Consider the following 13639-nt stretch of genomic DNA (forward strand, 5'->3'; position numbering starts at 1 on the left):
TCGCTTGAAGACTCGCCATCGGCCCCAATATCCGACTAAAATAGTGGGTGAATGCCGCTCTGCCGGCTTGAGAAGGGGTTTGAGAAACCGCAGCGCGCGCAGCCAGGCCGCTGTGGACTGTTGGCGGGTTTCTCGAGGCCCCGGAACTGAATTGCGAGGTTTGACATGACTAATGCTGCAACTGAAATGCCGTCCCCGATCAACTTCAGCCAAAGCGCTTGTTCCAAGGTGCAGGAGCTGATCGCCGAGGAAGGCAATCCCGATCTGAAACTGCGCGTCTTCGTGACCGGCGGCGGCTGCTCCGGCTTCCAGTACGGTTTCACATTTGACGAAATCGCAAATGAAGACGATACCGCTATAGAGAGACAAGGCGTGACCTTCCTGGTGGATCCGATGAGCTACCAGTATCTGGTCGGCGCTGAAATCGATTACCAGGAAAGCCTGGAAGGCTCCCAGTTCGTGATCCGCAATCCGAACGCTACCACCACCTGCGGTTGTGGTTCGTCGTTCTCGGTGTGATCCGGACGCGGTAGAATACAGGCTCGGGCTATTGCCCGGGCCTTTTTTATGGGGACAACAAAATGAATAAGCTGCCACCCGTCGTCTTGCCGAAGATCGAATTCACGCGTGAATTCGCGTTTAGCGATGCCGACTTCGAGCGCATTCGCAAACTGATCTACAAGGAAGCGGGCATTTCGTTGAACCCGTCGAAGAAAGACATGGTTTACGGCCGCTTGGTGCGTCGCATCCGCGAGCTGAAGCTTCCCGGCTTCGCCGCCTATGTCGATTTTCTGGAGTCGATCAGCGGCAAGCGCGAGTTTGAACAGTTCGTCAACGCGCTGACCACCAATCTGACTTTCTTCTTCCGCGAAGAACATCATTTCCCGCTGCTGGCCGAGCATCTGAAGAAGAAAGCGGCGGCAGGCGGAGAACTGGCGATCTGGTGCGCGGCGTCGTCCACCGGGGAGGAGCCGTACTCGCTGGCGATCACCGCCTTGGAGGCGGTGCCGGGCGCGCGCATCAGCGTGCTGGCCACCGACCTGGACACCAGCGTGCTGGAAACCGGGCGCAAGGGCATTTACGCCGCCGACAAAGTGGCGCGCCTGCCGCCCGGTTACGCCGCGAAGTATTTCGACAAGCAGCCGGACGGCAGCTTCCAGGCCAAGGCCCAGCTGCGCAATATGATCACCTTCCAGCGTTTGAACCTTGTGGAGAGCAACTGGTCGGTTAAACGTCAGTTCGATGCCATTTTCTGCCGCAACGTCATGATTTACTTTGATCGCGACACCCAGTTCGGCGTGCTAAAGCGCTTTGCGCCGCTTTTGAAGCCGGACGGCCTGCTGTTCGTTGGTCATTCCGAGAATTTCTATTTCGCGTCGGATTATTTTCATCTGCGCGGCAAGACGGTTTACGAGCACGCGAAGAAGCCGTAAGAACCTGCTTCAAAGTCTCGCGAGCAAGGGTGAGACAAGGCGAAAACGGCTGAGAAAGCGGAATGTGCAAGCGGCGCATGAGCATTCGAAGCCGGTTTCAACGCGGTATCGCCGACGCGTAGCAGACCATGAGCAGGTTCTAACAGCGGATTGCGGCTGGCAAGGCTAATGGGCAAGCGGGTCTTGCCCATTGGCTTTTGTGGAGAGTCGATGAGAGTAGTTGTCCTGGGCGCCGGCGTCATCGGCGTGTCCACCGCCTGGTTTTTGGCGGAGAGGGGCCACCAAGTGGTGGTGGTAGACCGCGCCAGCGGCGCGGCGAGAGAAACCAGTTTCGCCAATGGCGGCCAGATTTCGGTCAGTCAGTCCGAGCCTTGGGCTAATCCACGCGCGCCTTGGCGGGTATTGAGTTGGCTGTTGCGCGACGACGCGCCGCTGTTGTTCCGGCCCCGGCTGGATGCGAGGCAATGGCGCTGGGGTTTGGATTTCCTGCGTGAATGCATGCCGGGGCGCAGCGAGCGCAATATGCGCCAGATGGTGGCGCTTGGCCTGTACAGCCGCGATACGCTGCGCGGCTTGCGCCGGGAACTGGGCATCGATTACCAGCAGTTGCAGCGTGGCATTCTGACTTTGCTGTTTTCGCCGGCGGAACTGGCGCAGGCCCGGAACGTCTGCGAACGGATGCGCGCGCTGGGTGTGGAAAAAAGCCTGCTGACGCCTCTGCAGGCGTTGGAGAGGGAGCCGGCCTTGGCGCGCATTCAGCCCGAGCTGAGCGGCGCGTGCTGGAGCCCGGACGACGAGTCCGGCAACGTGCATCTCTTCACCGTCGCTCTGGCCCAGGCCTGTGCGCTGCGTGGCGTGGAGTTCCGCTTTCAGACGCGGATCAATGCGCTGGAGTGCGCCGACGGCGCGGTGAGCGGAGTGTCCGTTACCGCCGCTGACGGCGCTTACGGGCGGATTGAGGCCGACGCCTATGTTTTGGCGCTGGGCTCTTATTCGCCATTGCTGGCGGCGCAGGCCGGTTTGCGCCTGCCGGTGTACCCGGCCAAGGGCTATTCCGCCACTCTGCCGATTCTGGATGCGGCCGCCGCGCCGTTGACCAGCATTACAGACGAGGCCCACAAGGTGGTGGTGTCGCGGCTGGGCAACGAATTGCGCATCGCCGGCACTGCTGAGCTGTCCGGCTATTCCACCCACCTTGAGCCGCGGCGTTGCGATTTGTTGCTGCAGCGCGGCCGCGCCTTGTTCGGCGACGCTTGTGATTGGGAGCGCGCCCGTTTCTGGAGTGGCCTGCGGCCGGCCACGCCGGGCAATGTGCCGCTGATCGGCCCCAGCCGCTTGAGGCGTTTGTATCTGAATACCGGCCACGGCACCTTGGGTTGGACCGAAGGCGCAGGCTCCGGGCGCGCGCTGGCCGAGATCATCAGCGGCGAAACGCCAGCGTTGGATTTTGAGTTTTGCCGTGCTTGAGCGATAGGCTCAACTGAAGCGAGTCGATGCCCGACGCATGGTAAAATCGCGCCGATTCGGATTCCCATCGTCCGCCGCCGGCGGGCTAAGCCATTCATATCCAGGAAAGATCGTCATGCGTATCGGAACGCCGCAAAGTCGCAGTGCCGTCAGGGTGATGTTGTTGGGCAGCGGGGAGCTGGGCAAGGAGGTGGTGATCGCCTTGCAGCGGCTGGGAGTGGAAACCGTCGCCGTGGATCGTTACGCCGGCGCGCCGGCGATGCAGGTGGCCCACGCCAGCCATGTGATCGACATGTCGGACGCCGCGGCCTTGCGCCGGCTGGTGGAGCAAGTGCGCCCGCATCTGATCGTGCCGGAGATCGAGGCCATCGCCACCGACGAGCTGCTGCGCATTGAGGCGGACGGCCTGGCCGAGGTGATTCCCACCGCGCGCGCCGCCCACTTGACGATGAACCGCGAAGGAATACGCAGACTGGCGGCGGAGGAGCTGGGGCTGCCCACCTCGCCGTACGCGTTCGCGTCCAGTTTGGAAGAGTTGCAAGCCGCGATAGACGACGGTATCGGCTACCCCTGCCTGGTGAAGCCGGTGATGTCGTCCAGCGGCAAGGGGCAATCCCTGTTGCGCGGGCCGGAGGACGTGGCCAAGGCCTGGCAGTACGCCGCCAGCAGCGGCCGAGTGGACAAGGGCAGGGTGATTGTCGAGGGCTTCATCGATTTCGATTATGAAATCACTCAGTTGACCGTGCGCGCGACGGACGAGGCAGGGGGCATCGCCACGCATTTCTGCGCGCCGGTCGGTCATTTGCAGCGCAGCGGCGATTACGTGGAAAGCTGGCAGCCACAGCCTATGAGCGAGTTGGCCTTATTGCGCGCGCGCGAGGTGGCCAAGGCGGTGACCGACGCGCTGGGCGGCCGAGGCTTGTTTGGCGTGGAGCTATTCATCAAGGGCGATCAGGTATGGTTCTCCGAAGTGAGCCCGCGGCCGCACGACACCGGTTTGGTGACGCTGGCGACTCAGCGTTGGTCCGAATTCGAACTGCACGCGCGGGCCATTCTGGGCCTGCCGGTGGACGCCGCGTTGTTTAGCGCCGGCGCGTCGGCGGTGATATATGGCGGCCTGGACGAGGCAGGCATCGTCTTTGACGGTGTGGATGCCGCCTTGCGAGTGCCGGGGGCGGACTTGCGTTTATTCGGCAAGCCGGAAAGTTATTTGAAGCGCCGCATGGGCGTGGCTCTGGCTACGGCGGAGACGGTGGAACAGGCCCGCGAGCGGGCCAGAACGGCGGCCGCGCTGGTGCGGCCGACGACGGGGAATAAAGCGTGAGCGATGAAGTGCGGGAAATGACGCCCTATCAATTGTTGGGCGGCGAAGGCGTGGTGTGTTGGTTGACTGACCGTTTTTACGACATCATGGATAGCGATCCGGCGGTCAAGCCGCTGCGCGATATGCACCCGCAGGACCTGAGCGGTTCGCGCCAGAAGCTGTTCATGTTCTTGTCCGGCTGGCTGGGAGGCCCTTCCTTGTACATGGAAGCCTTTGGCCATCCGCGGCTGCGCATGCGCCATATGCCGTTTGCGGTGGATGAGGCGGCGCGGGATCAGTGGATGTCCTGCATGAGCCGCGCGGTGGACGAACTGGTGGCCGAGGATTGGCTGAAACAAAAGCTGATCGAGGCTTTCCATAACACCGCCGATTTCATGCGCAATCAATAAAAAACTTGCAGCCGGCGCGCCAGTGTCCATGATGAGAGGAGGTTCTCGCATTTCATCTGGCGGAGATGGAGCGCATGGCGTGCAAGTTGTTGATATTGTGGCTGGGCTTGTGGGGATGCGCGGGCGTTGCTGAGGCGTGTCTGCCGCAAGCCTGGGCTTGCGCCTCGCCGTCCGACGAGGGAGGCAAATCCGCTCCCCGGAGCGCTGGCAAGGACATCACCATTGGCGGCCTGCGCTTTGAGCGCGAAGCGGTCAGCAACCGTCTGTCGTTGTCCCCGGTGCTGGACTTGAACAAGCAAGCTCAGCTGTCCTTGCGTTTGACGCCCAAGCAGTTTGGCCTGCGTTTGAAAGTGAACACGGACTGAGGCCCGTAGCCGCCTCAGCTTCCTGACAGCGGCGGAATCGAGTAGGTGCCGGTGACATGGGCCACCGGTTCTTCCAGCTTGGCCGACAACAGCAAGACCTCTCCCACCGCCAGCCGTTTGCCCAGTTTCAGGATGCGGCCTTCCGCAATCACGTCCGCCGGCGGCGGCTTACGCAGGAAGTTGATGTTGAGGCTGGTGGTGACGGCCAGTTCCACCCTGCCTATCATCCCCAGCACCACGGCGTACAGCGTGGCGTCGGCCAGCGCCATCAGGGCGGGGCCGGCGATGGTCCCGCCCGGCCGGATCAGGTCCGGGTTGAAGTGCATGCGCAATACCGCGCCGCCATCGGCAATGGACTCGGTCCGGATGCCGAACAGGCGGACCAAGGGCAGTTCCTGATCGATCAGGCTTTGGAATTCCGGGACGGATAGACGAGGCATAGGGCGCTCCGGCGCGATGACCTAAACATCATCAAGCGCCGGGGCCCGGACGTCAATGCCAGGGGACTGGACTCAGCGCGGGCGGTGGCCGCGTTCGATCAGGACGCCGACGCGTTTGACGCCGGGCAGAATGCCCAGCTTGGTAACCGATACCCTGGCCCAAGGCGCGCCGAAGTCCTCGCGAATCACCTTGGCGATGTACTCCGCCAGCGCTTCCAGCAGCAGGAAATGCTGCTCCGCCAGCGCCTTGCGCAAGCGCTCCACCACGACACCGTAATGTATGGTGTCGCCGATATTGTCGCTGTGACAGGGCGCTTCGCTGGGAATGCCGATTTCCAGGTCGATTTCAATGGTTTGCGGGGCTTTCCGCTCCCATTCGTAGACACCGATAATGGTGTCGGCGCGCACTTCGCGCAGGAATATGATGTCCATCAGTTTGTCTGGGAGTTGGGGTTTGCCGCCCGATACCGTAAAATCCGAAGCCTTCTATTCTAATGGATACACCATGACCACGACAGCTTTTGCCTTTGTTGTTGCGGCTTATCTGATTGGCTCGCTCTCGTTCGCGGTGATTGTCAGCAAGGCTATGGGCATGGCCGACCCGCGCAGTTACGGCTCCGGCAACCCGGGCGCCACCAATGTGTTGCGCAGCGGTAAAAAGCTGGCGGCGGTGCTGACCTTGCTCGGCGACGGGGTCAAGGGCTGGGTGGCGGTAGCGTTGACCGCCTGGTTCGGCCCGCAATACGGCCTGGGCGAGCAGGCTATCGCGATGTCGGCGCTGGCGGTGCTGATCGGCCACATGTGGCCGGTGTTCTTCGGTTTCAAGGGGGGCAAGGGCGTGGCCACCGCGGTGGGGGTATTGCTGGGCTTTAGCCCGTGGCTGGCGCTGGCGGCATTGGCCACCTGGTTGTTTGTCGCTTTCGTGCTGAAAATCTCCTCGCTGTCCGCCATCGTCGCCTGTGTGCTTACACCGGTATACGCTTACTTCATCGTCGGGCCGCAAAGCGTTTATTTCGGCAGCTGCATCATCATCGCCATTCTGGTGGTGCATCGCCATAAGTCCAATCTGATCAAGCTCCTGACGGGGCAAGAGGACAAGATAGGCGGCAAGGGCACCGACAAGAGCTCCTCCTGAACTGTGTTCCGCCAAACATAAAGGCCGTCAATTGCGACGGCCTTTTGTTTTTGAGCAGCCAGGATCAGCCGTCGGACAGCACCCGCAGGTGGGCGGCCACGCTGCGGCCCAGCGCCGACAGGTCGTAGCCGCCTTCCAGCACCGACACCACGCGGCCGTCGGCGTAGAGATCGGCAATCTGCATCAGGTGGCGGGTCACCCACTCGTAATCGGCCTCCACCAGCCCCAGAGAGCCCATATCATCTTCGCGGTGGGCGTCGAAGCCGGCGGAGATGAACAGGATCTGCGGCCGGAAGTCGTGCAAGATCGGCAGCCACACCGTCTCCACCGCTTCGCGGAATTCGCGTCCGCCGCTCCCGGCCTTGAGCGGCACGTTGTGCATGTTCGGGCCCAGCGGCGCATCGCCGCAATAGGGGTAGAACGGATGCTGGAAGATGGACACCATCAGCACTCTGGGGTCATCGCGCAGGATTTCCTCGGTGCCGTTGCCGTGATGGACGTCGAAGTCTATCACCGCCACTCGTTCGAATTGATAGTGAGCCAGCGCGTGGGTGACGCCGATCGCGAGATTGTTGAAGAAGCAGAAACCCATCGCCTTGCCGCTTTCGGCGTGATGGCCGGGCGGGCGCACCGCGCAGAAGGCGTTGGGCGCTTTGTCCTCGGCCACTAGTTCCACCGCTTTGACCACGGCGCCGGCGGCGCGCCGGGCGGCTTGCAGCGTGCCGGCGGACATCGCGGTGTCCGGATCCACGCGAAAAGTGCCTATGCTGGGAGAGCAGGACTCCAGATATTCGAGATAGTGCGGAGGATGCACGCGCGCCAGTTGTTGTTCGGTGACCTCCGGCGCTTCGATTTCCTGCAGCCCGTCCAGTATCTGCGAGGCCATGAGCTGGTCGCGGATGGCGATCAGGCGCTCCGGGCATTCCGGGTGGCCCACGCCCATATTGTGCTGCAGACAGTCCGGGTGGGTGATGTAGGCGGTGAGCCCAGAGCGTTGCAAGCGATTTTTCAGCCAGGTCAACACGTGCGATTCCTTGTTGCGTACAATGGGCGCGGGATATGTGATATCGATAAATAGTGCGCGTAAGCGGGTGCAAATGCAATCTCTCTCCATTGCGTATCGTCAACTGAATCAGCTGATCCTGGGTAAGCCACAGGCAATCCGCCTGGCCTTGACCTGCTTGATCGCTCGCGGCCATTTGCTGATCGAGGACGTTCCCGGCGTGGGCAAGACCACGCTGGCGCACGGCCTGGCCGGGGTGCTGGGCCTGGAGTACCGTCGGGTACAGTTCACCAGCGATCTGCTGCCCTCGGACATTCTGGGCGTCAATATCTACCAGCGAGATTCCGCCTCCTTCCACTTCCATCAGGGGCCGGTGTTTTCCCAGGTGCTGCTGGCCGACGAGATCAATCGCGCGTCGCCCAAGTTGCAATCCGCCTTGCTGGAGGCGATGGAAGAGCGCCAGGTTTCGGTCGACGGCGCCACCTATCCCTTGCCCGAACCCTTCTTCGTCATTGCCACTCAGAACCCGGCGGAGCAAGCCGGCACCTTCCCTTTGCCGGAGTCGCAGCAGGACCGCTTCCTGATGCGCATTTCGCTGGGCTATCCGCCGCGCGAGGCCGAACTGGCCTTGCTGCAAGGCGAAGACCGCCGTCAACTGCTGGCTCAACTGGTGCCGGCCTTGCGTCCCGGCGACTTGGTCGCGCTGCAGCGTCAGGCCGCGCAGTTGACCGTGAGCCCGGCCTTGGCCGGCTATGTGCTGGCTTTGGTGGAGGCCACGCGCCGGGACAGCCGCTTCGCCTCGGGACTGAGCCCGCGCGCGGGTTTGGCGCTGGCGGCCGCGGCGCGCGCCTGGGCTTTGCTGGAAGGGCGCGATCACGTGTTGCCGGAGGACGTAAAAGCGGTTTTTCCCAGCGTAGCCGGCCATCGCCTGTTAGGCGGCAATGGCGGCGACGCCGCCAGCGGCCTGCTCGCCCATGTTCCCATCCCTTGATCCGCGCCGCCGTCTGCGGCAATGGATGCTGCGCCGCGCGCAGCCGCAGCCGCAGTGCCGGCTGGAACAAAACCGGATCTATCTGTTGCCCACCCGTTTTGGCCTGACGCTTGGCCTGGTGGCGCTGGCGGTGTGGATAGGCGCATTGAACTACGACGTCAGCCTGGCCTACGCCTTATCGTTCTGGGTGGCCGGCTTGCTGCTGGTGGCGGTGCTGCTGGCTTACCGGCAATTGGCCGGTCTGCAGCTGCGCGCGCTGGACGCGGAGCCCGTCTTCGCTGGCGATGCCGCGCGTTTCCGCGTGTTGCTGCGGCATGAGGACGACGGCGAGCGTCAACTGAGCTTGGCGCTTGAGGATGGCGTGGAGACCCGGATTGAACGGCTGCCCGGCGGCGCGGAGTTCGAGGTGGAACTGAGCGTCTGCGGCAGCCGGCGCGGTTATATGGCTTTGCCGGCCTGTCAGATCTGGAGCGAGGCGCCGTTTGGCCTGGTGCGCGCCAGCGCTTGGGTCAGGCTGAGGGCTCAGGCGCTGTTGTTTCCCGCCCCTCTGCAGGACGGCCAGCGCGGCCGCAGCCTGGGCGGCGGCGATCAGCCCAGCGATCAGCCGGGCGAGGAAGAGGACTTCTCTCATCTGGACGCGTATCGAGTCGGGGATTCGCCGCGCCGCATTGCCTGGAAAGTGCTGGCGCGCAGAGGCGCGTTGGTCAGCAAGCAATTTGCCGGGGAAGGGCGCGCCGGCTTGCTGGCCTTGGATTGGCAGGATTACGGCCGTGGCGGCGACGTGGAGCTCAAGCTGTCGCGCTTGGCTTGGCGCGTCGAGCAATGCGAGCGCCTGCGCCAACCTTATGTGCTGAAGCTGCCGACACGCAGCGTGGGCCCGCAACCGCAACAGCGTTTATTGGCGCTGACGGCCCTGGCTTTGTATCTGGAGCGCGGCGATGAGCGTCCCTGATCGCGGCAGGGTGTGGCCGACGCTGGCGGCGGTGGCCCTGAGCGCCGCGCCGCTATGGTTGCATCTGCCGTTGTGGCTGGTCGCCTTGGCCTTTGCCTTATTGCTGGGCAAGGCGGTCTTGGTCTGGCGGCGCAGAGCGCCTCCTGCGTTCTGGTGGCTGTTGCCGCCGCTGCTTTTGGCCGCCTGGCTGTCCTGGCGCACGCTCGGCACCCTGGTGGGGCGGGAGGGCGGCGTTGGTATTTTGCTGCTGCTGCTGGGCTTCAAGGCGCAGGAGTGCGCTCAACTGCGGGATTGGCGGGTGTTGATCGCCCTGGGGGTGTTTCTGGCCGCCATGCCCTTGCTGTTTGATCAGTCGCCGGTGGCTGCGGTCTGGCTGGCTCTGAGCCTGTTGGCGCTGACCGGCGCGATGGCGGCGCTGGAGGGCGCGCCGTGGCGAGGCAGCCTGCGTTCGGCCGCGTCGGCCCTAGGCCTGGCGCTGCCCTTGATGCTGGTCTTGTTCGTAGTCATGCCGCGGCTATCCGGGCCGCTGTGGAGCATGCCCAGCGAACCGGGCAGGCAGGCGGTCAGCGGCCTGGGCGACAGTTTGGCGCCGGGCAGCGTCAGTCAGCTGATTCTGAGCCGGGAGCCGGCGTTTTCCGTTGTGTTCCCGCAGCGGCCGCCGCAGCGGGCGCAGATGTACTGGCGGGTCTTGTTGCTGGATCGTTTCGACGGCAGCCGCTGGAGCGGCGGCGAGGCGCGCGGCGAGGCGGAGGAGAGCGTCAGCGGCGGCGAGGCGGTGGAGTACGCGATCACGCTGGAGCCGGACAAGGGACGCTTGCCGGCGCTGGATGTGCCGCAGCCGGGCGAAGGCGCGTCGAGCTTGCGATACGGCATGGTGTTGCGCGGAGACGGCAAGGACAGCAGGACGCAGCGGTTTCACGCCGTCAGTCGGCTGGGCGCGCGCTACCAGGCGGTTTTGTCCGACTCCGAGCGCGCGTTTTACCTGCGCTTGCCGCCCGGCAATTCCCGAGCTCGCGCTTGGGCGCGAGAGTTGGCGGCGCGCGGAGAGGGCGCTTTCGTGCCAGCCGCCTTGCAGGCGTTTCGCAGCCAGGGCTTTCGCTATACGCTGAATCCGCCGTTGTTGGACCAGCAAGACGAGATCGATCAATTCCTGTTTTCCAGCCGGCAAGGTTTTTGCGAGCATTACGCGTCGGCATTGGCGTTTCTGGCGCGCGCCGCCGGCATGCCGGCGCGGATTGTCGTCGGTTATCAGGGCGGCGAATACAATCCGGTAGGGCGTTTCTGGCAAGTGAAGTCGTCCGACGCTCACGCTTGGGTGGAGATTTGGCAGGCGGGAAGCCAACAATGGCTGCGCGTCGATCCCACTGGCGCGGTGGCGCCGCTGCGTCTGGCGGACGGCGCGGAACAAGCTGTGCCGGCGCTGAAGGAAGGCGGGGTGACGGGTTTGCCGCCGGCCTGGTTGCGTAATTTACGTCAAAACTGGCAAGCGGCGGGCTTTGCCTGGCAGCAATGGGTGGTGGGTTATGACGCCGCTCGGCAGCGTAACGTGTTTCAACGCTTGGGGCTGGGGGAAAGCGTGAGCGCGACCAGCGTGTTGCAGGCTTTGTTTGTCGGTGTCTTGCTGGCGGGCCTGCCCTTGGCCTGGTGGTGGCGGCGGGGCCGCGGGCGGGAGGAGCCGATGGCGCGGGGATGGCGGCTGCTGTTGGAGCAACTGCGCCGGCGCCGGATTGAGGCCAGCTCTTGCGATGGTCCTTTGGAGCTGCTGCGCCGCGCCAAGCCCGGTTTGGCGGATGCGGAATACCGACAGCTGAAGGCGCTGGTGCATGATTACGTGGCCTTGCGCTATCGCTCGCGCGCCGTAGACGCCGCTCGGCATATGGACTGGCTGCGCCGCTGCCGCCGTTTTCGTCTGGCGCGCAAATAACGAAGCCCCCGGGAAACCGGGGGCTGCTGGCGGCGACTGACGCTGTCGCGAGCTACAACAGAAAGTCCTTGGAGATGCCCTTGCGGCGCAGGATGCGGCGTAGTTGTTCCAGGCCTTCAATCTGGATCTGGCGCACGCGTTCGCGGGTCAGGCTCAGTGCGGCGGCCAACTCTTCCAGCGTGCAGATTTCGTAGCCGTTGAGGCCGTAGCGGCGCTCGATCACCAGTTTTTGCTTCTCGTTCAGTTGGCCCAGCCATTCATGGACGAAGTGTTCCAACTGGCTGTTGTGCAACTGGATTTCCGGCTCGTCATGCTGTTCGTCCGGAATGGACTCGCCGATCGACAGCATCGGGTCGATATCCAGCGGCGCGTCCAGCGAGGCCATGCGCTCGTTGAGGTTCATCACCTTGCGCACATCGTCCACCGGCTTGCCCACCAGATGGGCGATTTCATCCAGCGTCGGCTCGCGGCCGATCTGGCTTTCCAGATGGCGCGAGGCGCGTAGATAAACGTTGAGCTCCTTGATCACATGCACCGGCAGGCGGATGGTGCGAGATTGATTCATGATGGCGCGTTCTATGCTCTGGCGAATCCACCAGGTGGCATAGGTGGAGAAGCGGAAGCCGCGCTCCGGGTCGAACTTCTCCAGCGCGTGCATCAGACCGATATTGCCTTCCTCGATCAGATCCAGCAGCGCCAGGCCGCGGTTGATGTAATGCTTGGCGATGTTCACCACCAGCCGCAGATTGTGTTCGATCATCTTTTGCCGCGCTTCGAACTCGCCGGCCACCACGCGGCGGGCCAGAGCCAGTTCTTCCTGCGGCGTCAACAGAGCGTTGTTGCCGATATCGTTGAGGTAGATTTGGGTGACGTCGGCAACTTCTTCGTATACCGGCTGCGCTTCGCCGACTTCCTCTGCCTCCACTTCAGCAACGGCTTCCTCATTGCTTTCCTCGTCGAGAATTTCTTGCTCTTCGAGAATGTCGAGTTCGCTACTCATGTTCTACCCCCGTCTCTTTCTGATCCTGGACGGGGGCCCCGGCCGCCCGTCAGGACTTATGGTCAAGGTACTGCATCGGATCCACCGGTTTACCGAGGCGGCGGATTTCAAAGTGCAGTTTCACTTGGTCGGCGTCGGAATTGCCCATTTCGGCAATCTTCTGCCCTCGCTTGACAGACTGGCCCTCCTTTACGAGCAACTGGCTATTGTGGGCGTAGGCCGACAGGAAGGATTTATTGTGCTTGATGATGATCAGCTTGCCGTAGCCGCGCAGGCCCGTGCCGCTGTACACCACTTTGCCGTCTCCCGCCGCCAACACCGGCTGGCCGCTACGGCCGCTGATGTCTATGCCCTTGCTGCTATCGGAATACCCCCGGATCATCTTGCCTTCGGTAGGCCATAGCCACGGCACCGCGTCTTCGTCCGCTTTCGCCGCGGGCTTGCTGGCCTCGGGCTTGCTGGACGGCGTCGCCGCCGGGGCTTCGGCCTTGGCCGGAGCGCTTGCCGCCGCCGGCGAGCCGGCGGAGCTGATCGGGGCTTGAGCGTTCTTGTTGTTGCCCGGTCCACCCTCGCTCTGGGCGGACAAGGTTTTTGCTGCTTCTGCGCTATAAGGCAGTTTCAGGGCTTTGGGGTAGGCCTTGACACCGCCAGCTTGGACAGTTGCGCTTTCCACCGGAGCGCTTGACTGGGCCGGCGCGGCCGCCGCCGTCGGCTGGCCGGCGCTGGCCGCCGGGGAGGCGTCTCCGCCGGGCGGGGTCAAGCGCAGCACTTGTCCTACTTTGATATTGTTGTCCGGCAGGTTGTTCCAGGCCGCGACATCCTTGTATTTCAGGCCGTTGTTCAGAGAGATGCGGAACAGATTCTCCCCCGGCTGAACCACATGGGTCTTTTCTCTTGTTGTCGCGCCCGCCGCTGAGACGGAGCCTATCGGCGCGGCGGACACTCCTCCGTTATCCTGATACGGCGTTGTTACCGCCGCATTGCTGCCGGTTGTTGCGGCGGGCGCCGGAGGCGGCGCGTTGCGAGCGGCTGCCGGCGTTGCGCTTTCCACGGGGGCCGGCTGCTGGGCGATGCTACTGCATCCGCTCAGGGCGATGCCGATCGAGGCCGTGAATATATATGCATAGCTGCAATGCATTTTTAGCATACTTTTGTTTTTTATAGTCTGTTTAAGTGATTTGATAAATTGTCGGACAAAGAAACTGTTGTGTTTTTG

General features: G+C 63.2%; 15 protein-coding genes. 10 read left to right on the forward strand and 5 right to left on the reverse strand.

Annotated features, from left to right (window positions below; all coding sequences use genetic code 11):
• The first annotated feature begins 186 nt into the window (after window positions 1-186).
• The 6 genes from erpA (at window position 187) to BR71_RS02415 (ending at window position 4978) form a co-directional block, all read left to right on the forward strand.
• Window positions 187-519, forward strand: coding sequence for an iron-sulfur cluster insertion protein ErpA (erpA, locus tag BR71_RS02390; RefSeq protein ID WP_019102898.1), 333 nt, complete (start codon window positions 187-189; stop codon window positions 517-519).
• 62 nt (window positions 520-581) lie between these two features.
• Entirely contained in the window at window positions 582-1433 is an 852-nt protein-coding gene (locus tag BR71_RS02395) for a CheR family methyltransferase (RefSeq protein WP_043632226.1), read from the forward strand.
• 210 nt (window positions 1434-1643) lie between these two features.
• Complete coding sequence (locus tag BR71_RS02400; protein ID WP_043632230.1) at window positions 1644-2900, forward strand: D-amino acid dehydrogenase; 1257 nt, start codon at window positions 1644-1646, stop codon at window positions 2898-2900.
• A 115-nt stretch (window positions 2901-3015) separates the two neighbouring features.
• Window positions 3016-4224 carry a formate-dependent phosphoribosylglycinamide formyltransferase gene (purT, locus tag BR71_RS02405; RefSeq protein ID WP_043632234.1) on the forward strand — a complete coding sequence of 403 codons (1209 nt, stop codon included), beginning with the start codon at window positions 3016-3018 and terminating at the stop codon, window positions 4222-4224.
• Complete coding sequence (locus tag BR71_RS02410; RefSeq protein WP_244269577.1) at window positions 4221-4613, forward strand: group II truncated hemoglobin; 393 nt, start codon at window positions 4221-4223, stop codon at window positions 4611-4613. The genes purT and BR71_RS02410 overlap by 4 nt, the downstream gene beginning before the upstream one ends.
• 74 nt (window positions 4614-4687) lie before the next feature.
• Entirely contained in the window at window positions 4688-4978 is a 291-nt protein-coding gene (locus BR71_RS02415; protein ID WP_152596948.1) for a hypothetical protein, read from the forward strand.
• 14 nt (window positions 4979-4992) lie between these two features.
• On the opposite strand, the gene BR71_RS02420 is transcribed toward BR71_RS02415, so the two are convergent.
• Window positions 4993-5418: a PaaI family thioesterase gene (locus BR71_RS02420; RefSeq protein WP_043632237.1), complete on the reverse strand. Its 426-nt coding sequence runs from the start codon at window positions 5416-5418 to the stop codon at window positions 4993-4995.
• A 72-nt stretch (window positions 5419-5490) separates the two neighbouring features.
• Entirely contained in the window at window positions 5491-5850 is a 360-nt protein-coding gene (locus BR71_RS02425) for a dihydroneopterin aldolase (protein ID WP_019102891.1), read from the reverse strand.
• Window positions 5851-5923: 73 nt separating this feature from the next.
• On the opposite strand from BR71_RS02425, the gene plsY reads away from it, so the two are divergent.
• Complete coding sequence (gene plsY, locus BR71_RS02430; protein WP_019102890.1) at window positions 5924-6553, forward strand: glycerol-3-phosphate 1-O-acyltransferase PlsY; 630 nt, start codon at window positions 5924-5926, stop codon at window positions 6551-6553.
• Between the two features lie 64 nt (window positions 6554-6617).
• Here the strand turns inward: plsY and BR71_RS02435 are convergent, their stop codons facing one another.
• Entirely contained in the window at window positions 6618-7577 is a 960-nt protein-coding gene (locus BR71_RS02435) for a histone deacetylase family protein (RefSeq protein ID WP_244269578.1), read from the reverse strand.
• A 73-nt stretch (window positions 7578-7650) separates the two neighbouring features.
• Here BR71_RS02435 and BR71_RS02440 point away from each other — a divergent pair, with 73 nt between their 5' ends.
• From BR71_RS02440 to BR71_RS02450, 3 genes are read left to right on the forward strand one after another with little or no spacing between them, the layout of a single operon-like run.
• Window positions 7651-8547: an AAA family ATPase gene (locus BR71_RS02440; RefSeq protein ID WP_043632241.1), complete on the forward strand. Its 897-nt coding sequence runs from the start codon at window positions 7651-7653 to the stop codon at window positions 8545-8547.
• Window positions 8531-9499 carry a DUF58 domain-containing protein gene (locus BR71_RS02445; protein WP_043632244.1) on the forward strand — a complete coding sequence of 323 codons (969 nt, stop codon included), beginning with the start codon at window positions 8531-8533 and terminating at the stop codon, window positions 9497-9499. The genes BR71_RS02440 and BR71_RS02445 overlap by 17 nt, the downstream gene beginning before the upstream one ends.
• A complete protein-coding gene (locus BR71_RS02450) occupies window positions 9486-11423 on the forward strand; it encodes a transglutaminase TgpA family protein (protein WP_043632247.1) in 1938 nt (645 codons plus the stop codon). The genes BR71_RS02445 and BR71_RS02450 overlap by 14 nt, the downstream gene beginning before the upstream one ends.
• Window positions 11424-11475: 52 nt before the next feature.
• Here BR71_RS02450 and rpoS read toward each other — a convergent pair whose 3' ends face one another.
• A complete protein-coding gene (gene rpoS, locus BR71_RS02455) occupies window positions 11476-12423 on the reverse strand; it encodes an RNA polymerase sigma factor RpoS (RefSeq protein WP_019102885.1) in 948 nt (315 codons plus the stop codon).
• A gap of 49 nt (window positions 12424-12472) precedes the next feature.
• The gene (locus BR71_RS02460) at window positions 12473-13474 is read right to left on the reverse strand and encodes a peptidoglycan DD-metalloendopeptidase family protein (RefSeq protein ID WP_244269579.1); all 1002 of its coding nucleotides are present in this window, start codon (window positions 13472-13474) and stop codon (window positions 12473-12475) included.
• Window positions 13475-13639 lie beyond the last annotated feature (165 nt).

The organism is Chromobacterium haemolyticum DSM 19808 (genome assembly GCF_000711885.1).
GTDB lineage: Bacteria > Pseudomonadota > Gammaproteobacteria > Burkholderiales > Chromobacteriaceae > Chromobacterium > Chromobacterium haemolyticum.

Bases quoted from the DNA above. Each gene is read 5' to 3' on its own strand.
- BR71_RS02440 (WP_043632241.1), top strand. From the start codon at position 7,651: ATGCAATCTCTCTCCATTGCGTATCGTCAACTGAATCAGCTGATCCTG.
- purT (WP_043632234.1), top strand. From the start codon at position 3,016: ATGCGTATCGGAACGCCGCAAAGTCGCAGTGCCGTCAGGGTGATGTTG.
- plsY (WP_019102890.1), top strand. From the start codon at position 5,924: ATGACCACGACAGCTTTTGCCTTTGTTGTTGCGGCTTATCTGATTGGC.
- BR71_RS02425 (WP_019102891.1), bottom strand. From the start codon at position 5,850: ATGGACATCATATTCCTGCGCGAAGTGCGCGCCGACACCATTATCGGT.
- erpA (WP_019102898.1), top strand. From the start codon at position 187: ATGCCGTCCCCGATCAACTTCAGCCAAAGCGCTTGTTCCAAGGTGCAG.
- BR71_RS02395 (WP_043632226.1), top strand. From the start codon at position 582: ATGAATAAGCTGCCACCCGTCGTCTTGCCGAAGATCGAATTCACGCGT.
- BR71_RS02450 (WP_043632247.1), top strand. From the start codon at position 9,486: ATGAGCGTCCCTGATCGCGGCAGGGTGTGGCCGACGCTGGCGGCGGTG.
- BR71_RS02415 (WP_152596948.1), top strand. From the start codon at position 4,688: ATGGCGTGCAAGTTGTTGATATTGTGGCTGGGCTTGTGGGGATGCGCG.
- rpoS (WP_019102885.1), bottom strand. From the start codon at position 12,423: ATGAGTAGCGAACTCGACATTCTCGAAGAGCAAGAAATTCTCGACGAG.
- BR71_RS02400 (WP_043632230.1), top strand. From the start codon at position 1,644: ATGAGAGTAGTTGTCCTGGGCGCCGGCGTCATCGGCGTGTCCACCGCC.
- BR71_RS02445 (WP_043632244.1), top strand. From the start codon at position 8,531: ATGTTCCCATCCCTTGATCCGCGCCGCCGTCTGCGGCAATGGATGCTG.
- BR71_RS02420 (WP_043632237.1), bottom strand. From the start codon at position 5,418: ATGCCTCGTCTATCCGTCCCGGAATTCCAAAGCCTGATCGATCAGGAA.